The 13118-nt window shown below is 63.2% G+C and carries 15 protein-coding genes; 6 read left to right on the top strand and 9 right to left on the bottom strand.

Features of this window, described 5'->3' with window-relative positions:
• Window position 1: 1 nt before the first annotated feature.
• The gene (locus HYN69_RS18085) at window positions 2-1129 is read left to right on the top strand and encodes a glycosyltransferase family 4 protein (protein WP_108437332.1); all 1128 of its coding nucleotides are present in this window, start codon (window positions 2-4) and stop codon (window positions 1127-1129) included.
• On the opposite strand, the gene HYN69_RS18080 is transcribed toward HYN69_RS18085, so the two are convergent.
• From HYN69_RS18080 to HYN69_RS18060, 5 genes are all read right to left on the bottom strand, one after another.
• Complete coding sequence (locus tag HYN69_RS18080; RefSeq protein WP_108437331.1) at window positions 1126-2451, bottom strand: Mur ligase family protein; 1326 nt, start codon at window positions 2449-2451, stop codon at window positions 1126-1128. The genes HYN69_RS18085 and HYN69_RS18080 overlap by 4 nt on opposite strands.
• A gap of 112 nt (window positions 2452-2563) precedes the next feature.
• Window positions 2564-3238 (bottom strand): polysaccharide pyruvyl transferase family protein, encoded by a 675-nt coding sequence (locus HYN69_RS18075; RefSeq protein WP_108437330.1) that lies wholly within the window; start codon window positions 3236-3238, stop codon window positions 2564-2566.
• Window positions 3235-4002: a glycosyltransferase family 25 protein gene (locus tag HYN69_RS18070; RefSeq protein ID WP_108437329.1), complete on the bottom strand. Its 768-nt coding sequence runs from the start codon at window positions 4000-4002 to the stop codon at window positions 3235-3237. Before HYN69_RS18070 ends, HYN69_RS18075 begins: the two co-directional genes overlap by 4 nt.
• Entirely contained in the window at window positions 3954-5090 is a 1137-nt protein-coding gene (locus tag HYN69_RS18065) for a hypothetical protein (protein ID WP_108437328.1), read from the bottom strand. Before HYN69_RS18065 ends, HYN69_RS18070 begins: the two co-directional genes overlap by 49 nt.
• Window positions 5091-5092: 2 nt before the next feature.
• Window positions 5093-6034 carry a formyltransferase family protein gene (locus tag HYN69_RS18060; protein WP_108437327.1) on the bottom strand — a complete coding sequence of 314 codons (942 nt, stop codon included), beginning with the start codon at window positions 6032-6034 and terminating at the stop codon, window positions 5093-5095.
• Between the two features lie 344 nt (window positions 6035-6378).
• Here HYN69_RS18060 and HYN69_RS18055 point away from each other — a divergent pair, with 344 nt between their 5' ends.
• Window positions 6379-6753 carry a DoxX family membrane protein gene (locus HYN69_RS18055; RefSeq protein ID WP_108437326.1) on the top strand — a complete coding sequence of 125 codons (375 nt, stop codon included), beginning with the start codon at window positions 6379-6381 and terminating at the stop codon, window positions 6751-6753.
• A gap of 11 nt (window positions 6754-6764) precedes the next feature.
• On the opposite strand, the gene HYN69_RS18050 is transcribed toward HYN69_RS18055, so the two are convergent.
• The 3 genes from HYN69_RS18050 to HYN69_RS18040 form a co-directional block, all read right to left on the bottom strand.
• A complete protein-coding gene (locus HYN69_RS18050) occupies window positions 6765-7313 on the bottom strand; it encodes a GNAT family N-acetyltransferase (protein WP_230426591.1) in 549 nt (182 codons plus the stop codon).
• A gap of 140 nt (window positions 7314-7453) precedes the next feature.
• The gene (locus HYN69_RS18045) at window positions 7454-7972 is read right to left on the bottom strand and encodes a Panacea domain-containing protein (protein ID WP_108437325.1); all 519 of its coding nucleotides are present in this window, start codon (window positions 7970-7972) and stop codon (window positions 7454-7456) included.
• 365 nt (window positions 7973-8337) lie between these two features.
• Entirely contained in the window at window positions 8338-9147 is an 810-nt protein-coding gene (locus tag HYN69_RS18040) for a response regulator (protein ID WP_407925266.1), read from the bottom strand.
• A gap of 93 nt (window positions 9148-9240) precedes the next feature.
• On the opposite strand from HYN69_RS18040, the gene HYN69_RS18035 reads away from it, so the two are divergent.
• From HYN69_RS18035 to HYN69_RS18025, 3 genes are read left to right on the top strand one after another with little or no spacing between them, the layout of a single operon-like run.
• Window positions 9241-9429 (top strand): NepR family anti-sigma factor, encoded by a 189-nt coding sequence (locus HYN69_RS18035; protein WP_108437323.1) that lies wholly within the window; start codon window positions 9241-9243, stop codon window positions 9427-9429.
• Window positions 9426-10025, top strand: a complete 600-nt coding sequence (locus tag HYN69_RS18030) for an RNA polymerase sigma factor (RefSeq protein ID WP_230426590.1) — start codon at window positions 9426-9428, stop codon at window positions 10023-10025. The genes HYN69_RS18035 and HYN69_RS18030 overlap by 4 nt, the downstream gene beginning before the upstream one ends.
• Complete coding sequence (locus HYN69_RS18025; protein WP_108437322.1) at window positions 10022-11737, top strand: sensor histidine kinase; 1716 nt, start codon at window positions 10022-10024, stop codon at window positions 11735-11737. Before HYN69_RS18030 ends, HYN69_RS18025 begins: the two co-directional genes overlap by 4 nt.
• Here HYN69_RS18025 and HYN69_RS18020 read toward each other — a convergent pair.
• The gene (locus HYN69_RS18020; RefSeq protein WP_108437321.1) at window positions 11689-12921 is read right to left on the bottom strand and encodes an AI-2E family transporter; all 1233 of its coding nucleotides are present in this window, start codon (window positions 12919-12921) and stop codon (window positions 11689-11691) included. The genes HYN69_RS18025 and HYN69_RS18020 overlap by 49 nt on opposite strands.
• Between HYN69_RS18020 and HYN69_RS18015 the strand changes: the two genes are divergently transcribed.
• Window positions 12920-13117 (top strand): CsbD family protein, encoded by a 198-nt coding sequence (locus HYN69_RS18015; protein WP_108437320.1) that lies wholly within the window; start codon window positions 12920-12922, stop codon window positions 13115-13117. The genes HYN69_RS18020 and HYN69_RS18015 overlap by 2 nt on opposite strands.
• The last annotated feature ends 1 nt before the right edge of the window (window position 13118 follow it).

Here is a 13118-nt window from a genome sequence, read left to right as displayed (position 1 = left end):
GATGCCATTTATTCAAATCACTTTTTTCGAAAAGACAGGGGATGTCGCATCGGGCTACGAGCTTCGCAATAGGGCGAACCTGTCGGATTTGTCAATTTGTGTTAACGAAGCAAGCGCGCCAACGCTTGGCCTGCAGGCCGATGGTGAAACGCGCGCCCTTGCACGCACCACCCAGCCCCTCGACCCGCGCGACATAGAGCGGTTGGTCGAAACCGTAGCGCGGCTAAAGCCCGATTTCGTGCTGATCGAAGGCGTAGCCCTTCTGCAAGCGCTCGAGGTGCTTCGCCACAGGTTTCCTGCACTGCCGTTGATCCTCGATATGCACAATGTCGAAAGCCTGCTGATGGCCGAGACCGACCGTGCGCGGCTACCCCGAATGCTGCGCCCTGTGGCGGATGCGCTGAACCGCAAACGCCACCTTGCAGAACTCTGGGCAGATCGCAGGGCGGTCGAACTGGCCAGCATGGTCTGGACCTGTTCCGAACAGGATGCGGCACTGGCAAAACGCCACCTCGGTGCGACGACGGTCGAGGTCATCGCCAATCCGGTGCCCGACTGGTGCGCCGCAACTCCCATGCACGGGCACGACACCACAGCCGCGCCCGTCGTGTTGTTCGTCGGGCATCTGGGTTATCTGCCCAACCGCCGGGCAGTTACGCGCCTGTGCCGCACCATCATGCCCGCGCTGGCGCGTCATGAACCCTCGGCGCAGCTTGTGGTCGCGGGGCGCAACCCGTCGGTCCGCGTGATGCGTCGGGTCGAAGAGGCAGGGCACGAACTGATTGTGAACCCGATGGACCTTGGCCCGCTTTATGCCCGCGCGACGGCCACGGCCATCCCCTTGGCGCAGGGCGGTGGAACCCGCATCAAGGTGATCGAGGCTTTGGCGGTCGGCTGCCCGATCGTTGCAACCGCGAAAGCGGTCGAGGGTCTGGGCCTGCGGGACGGGGTTGATTATCTGGCTGCCGAAACCGATCAGGACTTTGCGCGCGCTCTGGCGCGTCTGGCAAGCCAGCCCGCATTGCGGGCGGCGCTGGCCGAGGCGGGGCGCAACATAGTCACGACCCGCTATGCCGCACCCGTTCGCCGCGCAAGCATCGCCGGCGCCCTTGAACATTTGCGCGCCTAGCCCGGCGGGGTAAGGGCAGGGGGCTCGGACGGCGTCCCCAAAAGCCCACGCAAATTTCTGCGCGCCCTCATCGCCCCTCGCAGGCGACGATGCTCGGCATGGTCGTGCTGGTAAAGACCGCAGGACACGCAACTATCGGTTCGTCCGCAGTCGGCTTCCCAGCACCTGACCTTTTCCAGAAACTGCAGCAGGATGCGTTCCAGATGCAGGTTTGACGATCCTTTCAGCATGATCACCTCATCCGCCATGGCAGTCTGCGCGATGTAATCGGCCGCTTGGCGCGTCGTGGTGAAATGGCGGTAGCGGCCTGCGGCGACATCCGCTTCGGATGCCCATGACCGACCGCCGAACTCGTTGACCGTAATCACCTCGTCCGACACCGCCAGGGCATCGCGCACGGCGTCGCGATAGATCGCGCGACGCTTGCCCGGATCGTCGGAAATCATCCCGAGCACGACACGGCGGCGGGGAGCCGACACAGCGCCCAAGGCATCAAAGGCCAGCGAAAGCGTGCCACGCGGCGCTTTCTTGCAATCGGCCAGAAAGACCGGTCCACCCGGAATGGCATGGACGCTCAGGTTCAGCCAAAGCGTCTGGAACGTGGCTACCGCGTCACGCACCGCAGCAACCGGCACCCCGAGTTCGAGCGCGCAGCAAATCGCGGCGCTGACCGGAACGGCAAAATGCCTGCCCACAAAGGTGGTCGGAAAGTCGATCACCTGCCCGCGCCAGCCGATGGTGACCGTCACGCCCTGCGGGAAGCCCCCCGAAACCGAAACGATGCGGCAATCGGCCCCGTCGCCATGGCCGAAAGTAACCACCCGTGCCGCCGTGCGCGCGGCCATTCCCATCACATAGGGATCGTCGCCGTTCAGCACGGCCAACCCCGATCCGGACAGCGCGGCCACCAGTTCGCCCTTTTCGGTGGCGATCGCCTCGCGACTGCGAAAGGCACTGTAATGTTCCAGCCCGACCATGGTGACAACGGCCACATCGGGACGGAAAAGCGGGGCCATTTCGATCATCTGGCCTTTGCCACCGACGCCAAGTTCGGCAACGACATAGTCGGCATCCCGACTGCGGAGCAGGGTTTTCACCAACGGGTTAATCGTATTGTCCAGAACCTGTGCCGAAACGCTGCCATGACGGCGCATGATTGCGGCGATCAGCGCCGTCGTCGTCGATTTGCCCGAACTTCCCGTTATTCCGATGAAGACGCCACGACTTTTCGCCCGCGTCCGGCCTGCCGATTTCATCCGTAAAGGGCGCAACACCCCGAGCCGTATCCTTTGCACCGCGTCGCGCAAGGCAATGATTTTCATATCACCCCTTCCAGAACCGCCGCCTTCAGCAGCCGGTGATAGGCCGCCTTGTCACCCTGATAGCTGCCAACCGAAAAATCGGCCAAGGGCGGGTCTCGCAGCACTTCGGCCGTCATCGGGTGGGCCGGTTTTGCCGCATCGAGCGTCGAAAAGTAGTCGTCGAACTTGAACCGCCCCCGCGCATGTCGCCCGATGGCGCAAGCCACAGGTTTTCGATGCCAAGCGCATCGGCGACGATCAGGCCATGCAGCGATTGGCTCAGCACCCTGCGACATCTGCCGATCTCGCGGATCACCGTCCACGGGTCTTGCCGAACGTCGATAAGCCGGACACCCTGCGGAACGATCCTGCGCGCCAAGGCAAGCGATCCGACATGCGGCACGAAGCCGGTCGCGTCGCCCCGCTCGGGCGTGAATATCCGGTCGACCAGCACCATCGGATCTCCCAGCGGCACGGTCCCCTCCACCCCCAGCACGGCCTGCGTCAGCTTGCCCCGCAGCGCCACCACATGCGGCCGCGCAGCCAGCGGCCGCGGCGTCAGAAGTCCCGCGCCCAGAACCGTCGAAGCCTCTGTCGCAGATGACAGGATGCTGCCCATGCCCACGAAATGCGGTGCATCGCGGGTCGCCGCAAACCGGAACTGCGCGCCAGTCAGCTGCTGGAACAGGGCAGGGTTGATGTCATCGCCAAAATTGGGGACCCCGACATGCCAGAACAGCGGAGGAAGCGTGTCAGGCCGCAGACGTGCCGACCAGTATCGTCGCAGTTTGACAAGCTTGTGCTTCACAGGCGTGCCGCAATGGACCGCAGCGCCAGCGCGGTGCGATAGACCGGCCGCAGTGTCTCGCGTTGCAGGCGTTCCACAAAGCTCATCGGCGCATGTATCATACTGCCCCCCATTTCGACCGACCTCTCGCGCACACCCGAAGGCAGGACCGTCAGCACATCGACCCCGTGCAACCAACGCATCTGCACAAATGTGTCGACCGGCCTGTCGAACGTGACCGAACTTTGCAGCAGCCGGATTGCCGCCCCGCGCGTCACCAAAAGCGCCTGCATGCCCAACCCTATGACCGAAGGCCGCAGCACCCGAAGATCGCCTTTCCCTTGCGCCACGACCTCGCCACGTTCGCGCGCGGTAAGTGAAAACCTGACCAGCCGGTCGGGCGCCAGCGTCTTTAACGCAAGGTCTAAAGCCGCCCGGAACGGAGGGTCCAGCGCGATGTCATCTTCCACGATCAGCGCGGCGGGGTGGCCGTCGTCTATCATGCGTTGCCAGCAGGCGCGGTGGCTGTGAAACGTCGCGATCTCGGCTGACCGCAAAGCAAAGGGATAGACCGGAAAGGCAGTACGCCGCGGTTTGGGCGCGTGCAACGGCGCAACCGCCCGCCCGTCGATGCCGGAAAAGACGGTGGTTTCGGGGCCAAGCGCACGGCATAGCATCGCAACGTTCTGTTGCCGCCCGACAGCGCGTTCCAGATGGATGATATAGGCAGGCAGGGTCATCGCGCCGCCTTTCGCCACCGCGCCCGGTGCCGTGCGATGCGCCATGCGACCCCGATCGCGCTCTTTGCCCGCCGCCGCAATCCGCCCCGACCATAGGCCGCGATGACGCCCGCCACCTCGTCGGCAATGTCGGTCTTTCCGGCCGCGACGGCAGCACGATGCAAGGCCCGCACATCCGACAAGAACGCATCGTCAACGATCCTCAGCCTCCCGCGTCGCGGCAGGAACGGCGGAAAGGTCACCGCCCGCGCCTCGGCCCCGGCAACCTCGATCGCGCGCATGGCAAAGGTGCATTTGTCGCATTGCCCGCAATTCCTGCGGCTCTTGTTGCACACACGCAGTCGCGCCATCATCGGCCCGTCGCGCGTCACCCGCGCGATCTTGTCGAAACGCGGCACCAACCCGTGATGCTCGACCGCCAACAGGACCGACCCGAACAGCGGGTCCACCGCCGGATGCGACCCCCAGGGCGAATGCCACGCCGTCTCGTCCCCGGATGATGCGATGATCACACGGTCGAACCGGTCAGCAAGCATATGACCCACCGCCGCAAGCGCCGAGCCGTGATGTTCCATCCAGCTTGCGATGGGATGGAACACTTCTGCCATATCGGTTTCGATGACCACCGCCTCCAGCCCATGTGCTGCTGCGGTTTCCTGCGCCATCTTCTCCAGCCGCTGCGTTTCGGCTGCATCCGACAGGGGCACATCCAGCCCCAGCATGGTGATGATCGCGGTGATGCGGCCCTTGTTTTCCAAAAGCGAATACGAGGAATCGACGCCGCCCGAAAAAAAGACAGCTGCCCCGCGACCCGCGCGTGGCGCCTTTTGCGCGCTGGTATCCGCCTGGACCTGCACGCGGCGGCAGCCCCGCCACCAATCGGCATAATGGCCGGTTATAGCATCGGCTCGCGCCAAAAGCCCCGCGTCCACCTCGCCTTCGACTTGCAAGGCAATGCCAAGTTCCGACGCCGGGTAAAGCCCCAGCGCAAACAATGCGTCGGGGTTCGGCGCCAGCGATTGCCCGCTGCGGCACAAAAAGCGGGCCTTGCCGAAATCGCGCGCTCCAGCCGTCACGCGAACCGAAATTTCCGTCAGATCGGTCTGCGGCAAAAACGAAAGGACCAATGGCACGCTCACGCCTTGCCCCCCGCCCGTTCTTCCGACCGCCGCATCGCCCCGAACCGCGCCCGCATCCGGTGAAGCTGGAACAGCGGTGTCCGCCGCCTCAGCAAAACCTCCCCGTCCGCAGCCTTGCGCCGCAGCCAAAGCGGACCTTTGCCAGCGTTGGCGGGCGCAACGGCCGTGACCGCCAAAAGCTGCCCCGACGGATCGCGCCAGCGCTGTGCATGACTGCTGCCAAAGGCAGAAAAGCGCGCTTTAATCTCGGCAACGGTCAGATGGGGCCCAAGCTCGTTCTCGCCCCGTGCCAGCCTGCGGTATGATCCCGAAGCGGGGTCTTGCGGCCGCGCGACGATGTCGCCGCGCAGGTAGGCGGGCAGGTCGCGGGCCGCCAGATCGGCTGCGGCCTCGGCCAGATGGTGGTTCCACTCGAACATGTCGCGCGCCGCGCTGCGCGGACAGGCGCGCTGCGCGATGATCGGGCCGGTATCGAGATCGCGGTCAAGACAATGCAGCGTCACGCCACCGAAGCGGTCCGCCGTTCCGTCGATCAACATTCCCTGAGTGGGCGAGGGGCCTCGATATTGCGGGAGCAGGGCAGGGTGAAAGTTGACCGCCCGGTCTGGAAACAGCGCGATCAGATCGGCCGGAATCTTCTGCATCGTGATCAAGGAGACCAGCACATCCGCGCCGCTCTTGCGCGCCTCGGCCAGCGCGTCCGGCCAGTGGCGCAGCGGCGGTATCTTGCGGGGTGTCACGCCAAGACGCTGCAACAGGCGGGCAGTATCGAATTCTGGAAAAACCGTCCCGCCAAGGCTGGCGCGCCGCGTGACCTCAGCAGGGGTAGGCCCGGTCCACCAAACTGCGGCGATCCCGTGCCCTGCCTGCACCCAGGCCCGCAGGACGGCAGCGGTGATCAGTGATGGCGACAGGATGAACAGCGAACGGTGCTTCATCGGATCAACGGCATCCTCAGGTCAATTCGCCCCAAACCGCCCTGCATACCTACAGCCGAAATAAGGCCCCAAGACCGCACCCCTTCGACAGCTCGCAAGCCGCCGCATAAGCACGCGCAAAGCGTTTGTTAATCTATGTTAATAATCGCTCGACAGCGAGGGCGCAATGCCCGCAGGCCTTGGTGGGCAGGAAACCTCCGACCGCAAAGGGCCGTGCCTACCACACCCGAGCCAAGCGAAGACCACCGCAAAACCCGATGTCTGCCGCAGCAGGGTGAAACTCTCCCTGCCTCGGCGCGTATTGCAAAGTAGAGCCAGAAACACCGCGCGGATAAGGATGATCGATGCCCGAAACCCTGAAAGCTCCGCTGCTTTTCTTGTCCCGCCTGATGGTGTCTTTGCTTTTCCTCGGCGGCTTCGCGCAAAAGATAGGCGACCCGGGTCCCGTAACCGACATGATCGCTTCGGTCGGGTTACCCGGTTGGATGATCTGGCCGGTCGCGGCCTTCAACCTCGCCGGCGGCCTTGCGCTGCTTGCAGGGTGGCGCCTTGCCCTGATCTGCCCGCTGCTCGCCGTTTACTGCCTCGGAACGACCTGGTTCCACTGGCAACTCCGCGCCGATCCATGGCAAATCACCATCATCGTGAAGAACATTTCGACTGCAGGGGGATTGCTCGCCTTGGCTGTGGCGGGCCGCAAGCATGATCAAATCGCATAAGCAATCTTATGTCATACTGATGCACACACAGTCCAATGGGTCGTCCGGTCAGTTTCGAAGCGTTCGCGCGGATAGGTGAAATACACATCCTGCGCGGTCTCTCCCGTTTCCGTCGCACCGAAACGGCGATGGAACGCAAGGGTCGTGGCATTTTCGCGTCGTACATCGAACGTCGCCGTTGACAGTCCAAGACCGTCGAAAGCAACCATGTAAAGCAGCGTGGCGCTTTCCAAAGCAGCTTTCGGCGGCTTGTGTTCGTCCAATATCCAACTGCCCCAGGTGAAGCTGCCCCCCTTGATGTCGTAAAGCCTGACTAGCCCGCAGCGCGTGCCGTCGCGGCGTTCGATCACGTAGTAAAGTTCGCCCAGACCGGCTTCACGCTCCTTGTAGCCTTCGATCCATCGGCGCTGGTCTTCGACCGTTCCCTGCACCGGCGAAAGATGCGCGTTGTAGCGTGGGTCGGTGCGCAGCGCCCGCACATAGGCTGCGTCATCAGGACGGATCAGACGGAGGACAAGGTTCGGACCTTCGATCCGGCGCAACATTTCTGGCACGGTCATCCGGTCACACAACAAGGCGGGCAAGCGTCATGGGGCGTTCACCTTCAGGCATTACGGGCCGCAATCTGCCCGCTTGTGCTGATCGTATGCAGGTTCAGACCCGAGTCAACCAAACCCTTCCCGCGCCGATCCGCAGGCCCTTACCCCAGCCGGAAAGCCACAACGTTGCTGCCCTCGGCGCGCATGACCTGCGCGGCGATCTGCGTCTCGCGCATCCGGCGGCTGGTTTCGGCGTGGTCGAGCAGCATCAGCCGGAAGGTCGCGCGCATCAGATCATGGCTGACGGTGGCCCCCTCGCCGGCAATCGCCTGGGTCAGGCGCCATGCGCCGTCGCTGCGGTCGACCTGCTCCTTGACCGCGCGGGCGTCCGCTATGCCATAGGTCGTGCAGAAACTGTCCAGAAACGCCTCGGCCTCGGGTGTCAGTTCCGGATGGGGAAGCATTTCCTGCAACGGCACGACACCCTTCACCGCAATCACAAGCGGTGCCGTCCGGTGCGCGCCGATACTGTCGGAAAAGAGCGGCCCCTTCCCCGTTGCAAGGTGCCAGCCCTGTGCAAGGTAGAGCAGGCGCTGAAGATCGAAGAACCCGAGCGATTCCCAGACATAGTGAAAATGGTTCGAGATATAGAGCGCTACGTCCTGGGCCTTGTTCGACATGACAGTCACCGGAATTGGGTTTGAATCACCTGCTATGGCAACCTTATGCGTTTACGGATGGGTTTCCCATCCATTAAGCAGTATTACATCCGTTTGGCTATACATCCACACTTGATGGTTGTCTTGACGCCAAAGATGGGCCATCTGCGCCCCTTTGGCCGAAGCCGGCGGTGGAAAAATGTCCCGGACCGCCGGAACCCGTGCCGGGGACCTGCGTTAGAACCGGACCAGCGTCTTGCCGTCCTGTCCGAAAACACGGGGCGCTGGTTGCGGGCTTGGCGTGTGCGTCCCCCTGTCGCGCAAAGCCCCGGTTGCAGAAAGGGGTCTTGCTCCCTCTTTCTGCAACCGGCCTTCGGATCCCGATCTTACGACATCAATGGTTCGGTCGAGGCGAAGAACATCGCCTGACTGACGGCCGAGCGCACCTGCGCCTCGGAATAGGGCTTGGCGATCAGAAACGCGGGTTCTGGCTTCTTTCCCGTCAGCAGCCGTTCCGGAAAAGCCGTGATGAAAATCACCGGAATCTCGTCGAACTGGCGCAGGATATCGTTCACCGCGTCGATACCTGACGATTGGTCGGCAAGCTGGATATCTGCAAGGATCAGATCGGGACGGTCCCGCGCCGCAAGCTCGACCGCAGCCGAACGTGTCCGCGCGATGCCGGTGACACGATGCCCGATTTCGGCGACGATCATCTGGATATCCATCGCGATGATCGCCTCGTCCTCGATGATCAGAACCGAGCCTGCGACCGAATTGGCCATTTCGGTCTTGGCGATCTGCACCAGCCCTTCGGCCTGCGCCGGGTTCGTCTGCATGATATGCCCGATGTCGGGATAGCTGAACCCTTCGATGGCGTGCAGCAAAAGCGCCTCGCGCGTGTTCGGCGTCAGCGTCGCCATATGATCCTGCGCGCGGCGCGACAATTCGCTGTCAGGCGTGCCAAGCGGTGCGCCTGCGCTGGACCATACAAGATGAAAGGCGCGGAACAAGGCGATCTTGGCATTCGGCGCACTTCGCAGCACGCTTGGATCTTCAAGGATCGCTTCCAATGTCGCTGCGGCATAGCGGTCACCGCTGTCCTGGCTTCCGGTAAGGGCGCGGGCATAGCGTCGCAGGAATGGCAGGTTCGCCGCGACGATCGAGGCCGGATCGGCCAAAGCTTCATTCATTATGCTGTCCCCATTGTTCAGTAATCGGCGGAACCAAACGCGGTGAACAGAGTTTAGTTCCGTGATAGATACAGACGGGGGTCAGCAAGGATGAGCATGTTGGGACGCATGAGCGATAAAAAAGACAAGCCGGCCCTTCGCAACAGCATCGAAGAGAATTTGCGCAAAGTCTATCAAGAGTTGATGGACGAAGAGGTGCCGGACCGCTTCAAGCAGCTTCTCGCGCAGTTGAAAGACAGCCAGATCGCGTCCGCCGAAAACGACGACGGGGAGGGGCTGAAATGAGCGCCTACTCCAAATCCGACATGCCGAAGTCCACGCCGGAAAACCCGATGGACCCGCGCGAGGAACTGCCCTACCATCTTCCTGCAATGCGGGCTTTCGCAATCAGCCTGACGCGGAACATGGCCGCGGCAGACGATCTGGTGCAAGATTCCATCGTCAAGGCATGGTCCAGTTTCGACAAGTTCGAGCCGGGCACCAACATGCGCGCGTGGCTGTTCACGATCCTGCGCAACACCTTTTATTCCGGTGTCAGGAAGCGGCGGCGCGATATGCCAGACCCCGATGGCGTCCACACCGCAAGCCTGTTCGAAAAACCCGCGCATGACGGGCGCTTGGCGATGAACGACTTCATGGTCGCCTTCAACCAGCTTTCGCCGGTTCACCGCGAGGTGCTCATTCTGGTGGGCGCTTCCGGCTTTTCCTACGAGGAAGCAGCTGAAATGACAGGCGTAGCTGTAGGCACGGTGAAAAGCCGCGCCAGCCGCGCGCGTCTGCGGCTCGCAGAACTGCTGAAACTGGACGAGGGCGAAGAACTGGTGGGGTCCGACCCTTCGACCATGGCGGTTATGAGCAGGTCGGCCGTGCGGGCGGCATGATTACCGTCGCGCCTTCCGAAGCGGCGCGCAGGTTCATCGACAGGCTGGGCGTCAGGCTTGGCCTTGTCATCGGGCTTGCGCTTTTGCCGGTGGGCGCGATGGCCGTAATACAGGCAAATGACCTGCTTTCCGAAGCGCGCGCGCGCAGCGAGGCGGCCTTGGCAGGCGAAACCCTGCGCGCGGTGCGGCCGAAACTGGGACTGATCAAACGTGCGCAGGGCATGGCCGAAGCACTTGCCGCACTCGGCCCCGGCACCGCTGGATGCGAGGCCTTGTGGCGCGTTGTGGATGGCAGCGATTTTGCCTTTGCCGGATACTACGGAACCAACGGTCAGGCCCGCTGCCGCACCCCCGCCGCTCCGCCAAGTTTCGTCGGATCGCGGGGTCTGGCCGCCATCTTGACCGGGTCCAGCGCGGGGCTGGCACTGATGCGCGGGGCGAAAGACAGCGTCGACATCGTCGCGTTGCACCCCGAACGTGATGCGGGCGGGGTAGTGACGGGTTTCGCCGCCGTTTCACCGAAACCCGCGTCAACGCTTTCCCTTGCCACCGAAAAAAGCGCCGCGTCCTCGGGGTTTTCCTTGTTCCTGTTTGACCGGTCAGGCGCCGTCCTGTCCGGCCAGGATGGCTACTCCGCTTCCAAATCCTTGCTCCCCCAAGGACAGCCGTTGCAAAATCTGGCCGACCCTGAAGTCGCGAGCTTTACCGCCACCTCCGAAGGCGGCGGCGAACGGGTCTATTCCCTCGTGCGGCTCGTCGAGGGAGAGCTTTTTGCGCTTGGCACATGGCCTGCCGAACGGCGCGGGCTGGCCGCAATGAACGCACTGCCGCCGCTTGTCATGCCTGCGCTGATGTGGGCCATGAGCCTGATCGCAGCCTGGATCGCTGCCGAAATGCTGGTCACGCGCCATATCCGGCGGCTCCGCAGCGCGATACGCGATTTCGCTGGCGGCAACCGTGTCGTGCGGCCGCTGGACATGAAAACCGCACCGCGTGAAATCCGCGACGCGACCGAAGCCTTCCAGCGCATGACCGATGCCATCCTGCGCGACGAGGCCGAGCTCGAGGACATGCTCCGCGAAAAAGAGCTCTTGCTGCGCGAGGTGCATCACCGCGTGAAGAACAACCTGCAACTGATCGCATCTATCGTGAACATGCAGCTTCGCCGCACACGTTCGGACGAGACGCGCTCGGTGATGCGCGCCTTGCAAGAGCGGGTCGTGTCGCTCGCGGCCATCCACAACGGGCTTTACCAGACCTCCGACCTGTCCGAGATCAGCGTCCAGACGTTGTTTTCCGGCATCATCGAGCAGGTGACCCGCAACGCACAGGTGCGCGGCCAGATCGTCGCGGTCGAAAGCAACCTGCAGCCCGTGCAACTGACAGTCGATCAGGCGGTGCCGCTGGCGCTTTTGCTGACCGAGGCCCTGTCGAACGCGCTGAAATATGCCGGCACCGAAGACGGGACAGCCCCGCGTATCGTCGTGACCTTCAGCGTCGAGAAAACCGGCGAAGCCCAGCTCGAAGTGGCCAACAGCGTGACCGGAACCGCACGTTCGATCGACCTCGATACCACCGGCACCGGAATCGGCACCCAGCTTCTTCGCGGCTTCACCAAACAACTCGGCGGTGAATTCAGCCGCGAGTTCACCGGCGGAATGTGTTACTTGCGGGTCTGGTTCTCGCTTTTGCCGCGTGCCGAAGCGGCCTGAGGCGACTCGGTCGCCGCGGCAACCGCGCTGTCGGGAAGGCGATGGGTCGACAGGCGGCGTTCGTCATGCATGACCATGGCCCAGATGGCGATGGGCAAGGCGACGATGCCGCCGATCGCACCCCAAAGCCACATGCCGAAGACCAGCGCGCAGAACACCACAAGCGGGTTCACCTCCATCTGGCGCCCCACGAACGAAGGCGTGACGAACTGGCTTTCGATGAAGTTGAGCATTGTATAGGCCGCAGCCGGCGCCACCGACATCGCCCCGTCGAACGCCGCGACCCCAGCCACCAGCAGCGCAAGGCTGACGATCACCGGACCAAGGTAGACCAGAAAATTGAACAACGCCGCGACCAATCCCCACAATATGCCGTCGGGCAGGCCCAGCAGATGCAAGGCTGCGGCGGTGAAAAGGCCCAGCACCGCGTTGATCATCGAGACGGTCAGGAAGTAGCGCGACACGTGCCGCTCTGCCCGCATCAGGCGGGCGACGATCTGCATCGGTTCCGTGTCGGTGCGGATCGTGCGGGCGATGGCGCCGTAAAGCTCGTGGCGGGTCATCAGGAAAAAGAACAACACACCGGCGAAAATGGTCGCCTGCGCCACGATAGACGGGGCAAGCAGGATCGCGTCGGTCACGGTGGGCAGCCCTGCAGCCTCGGCCGTCGCCGCCGCTTGGGTGCCCGGTTCGGCGGAAATCGCCTCGGCGACCACCTCGGTCGCATTCCGCAGACCGCGCATCATGGTCGTGATGCTGTCGATGGTCTCTTGCATATCGGCGAGCACCTTGGGCGCTTGGGCGACAAGCCGGGCGACGATCGGCTGCAACACCATGATCAGCGCGCCCACGACAGAAAGGGCCAGGATCAGGCTGACCAAAGCGCCGATCGCAGGTCGAAAGCCCCATCGGTCCCAAAGGTCCGACAGGGGCGACAACACGATCCCGGTGACGATGCCAAGGACGATGGGGGCAAGGATGCTTTCGGCCGAGTCCAGCGCGGCGAAAAACACGATCACCGCGACGGTGATCACGGCGAGGGGCACAAGGCGGTCAAGCTGGTTCATGATCCGTATGCAACGCCGTACCGGGTTGCAGGTTCCGCCGCCGAAAAGACGCAGCTCCGGAACAGGCTCCGTCGCGATGCGTTGCCCCTGTTCGACCGACATGAAAGGAAACGTCATGAACTGGGACCAGATAGCCGGTGGCTGGAAAGAAATGATGGGATCTGCCCGCGCCAAATGGGGCGAGATCACCGACGACGAGTGGACCGAGATCGGCGGGCGCCGGGACGAGATGGTGGGCGCCTTGCAGCGGCGCTACGGCATGGCCCGCGAAGAGGCCGAACGCGACGTGGATGATTGGTCGCGGGGTCTGTGAC

The organism is Gemmobacter aquarius, from assembly GCF_003060865.1.
GTDB lineage: Bacteria > Pseudomonadota > Alphaproteobacteria > Rhodobacterales > Rhodobacteraceae > Paragemmobacter > Paragemmobacter aquarius.
Note: the sequence above shows the minus strand (reverse complement) of the source record. Positions and strands in the feature narration are given on the sequence as shown.

Excerpts from the sequence above, each read along its gene's own strand:
- HYN69_RS18085 (WP_108437332.1), top strand. The coding sequence starts at position 2 with ATGCCATTTATTCAAATCACTTTTTTCGAAAAGACAGGGGATGTCGCA.
- HYN69_RS18080 (WP_108437331.1), bottom strand. The coding sequence starts at position 2,451 with ATGAAAATCATTGCCTTGCGCGACGCGGTGCAAAGGATACGGCTCGGG.
- HYN69_RS18070 (WP_108437329.1), bottom strand. The coding sequence starts at position 4,002 with ATGGCGCATCGCACGGCACCGGGCGCGGTGGCGAAAGGCGGCGCGATG.
- HYN69_RS18060 (WP_108437327.1), bottom strand. The coding sequence starts at position 6,034 with ATGAAGCACCGTTCGCTGTTCATCCTGTCGCCATCACTGATCACCGCT.
- HYN69_RS18055 (WP_108437326.1), top strand. The coding sequence starts at position 6,379 with ATGCCCGAAACCCTGAAAGCTCCGCTGCTTTTCTTGTCCCGCCTGATG.
- HYN69_RS18050 (WP_230426591.1), bottom strand. The coding sequence starts at position 7,313 with ATGACCGTGCCAGAAATGTTGCGCCGGATCGAAGGTCCGAACCTTGTC.
- HYN69_RS18045 (WP_108437325.1), bottom strand. The coding sequence starts at position 7,972 with ATGTCGAACAAGGCCCAGGACGTAGCGCTCTATATCTCGAACCATTTT.
- HYN69_RS18035 (WP_108437323.1), top strand. The coding sequence starts at position 9,241 with ATGTTGGGACGCATGAGCGATAAAAAAGACAAGCCGGCCCTTCGCAAC.
- HYN69_RS18030 (WP_230426590.1), top strand. The coding sequence starts at position 9,426 with ATGAGCGCCTACTCCAAATCCGACATGCCGAAGTCCACGCCGGAAAAC.
- HYN69_RS18025 (WP_108437322.1), top strand. The coding sequence starts at position 10,022 with ATGATTACCGTCGCGCCTTCCGAAGCGGCGCGCAGGTTCATCGACAGG.
- HYN69_RS18015 (WP_108437320.1), top strand. The coding sequence starts at position 12,920 with ATGAACTGGGACCAGATAGCCGGTGGCTGGAAAGAAATGATGGGATCT.
- HYN69_RS18020 (WP_108437321.1), bottom strand. The coding sequence starts at position 12,921 with ATGACGTTTCCTTTCATGTCGGTCGAACAGGGGCAACGCATCGCGACG.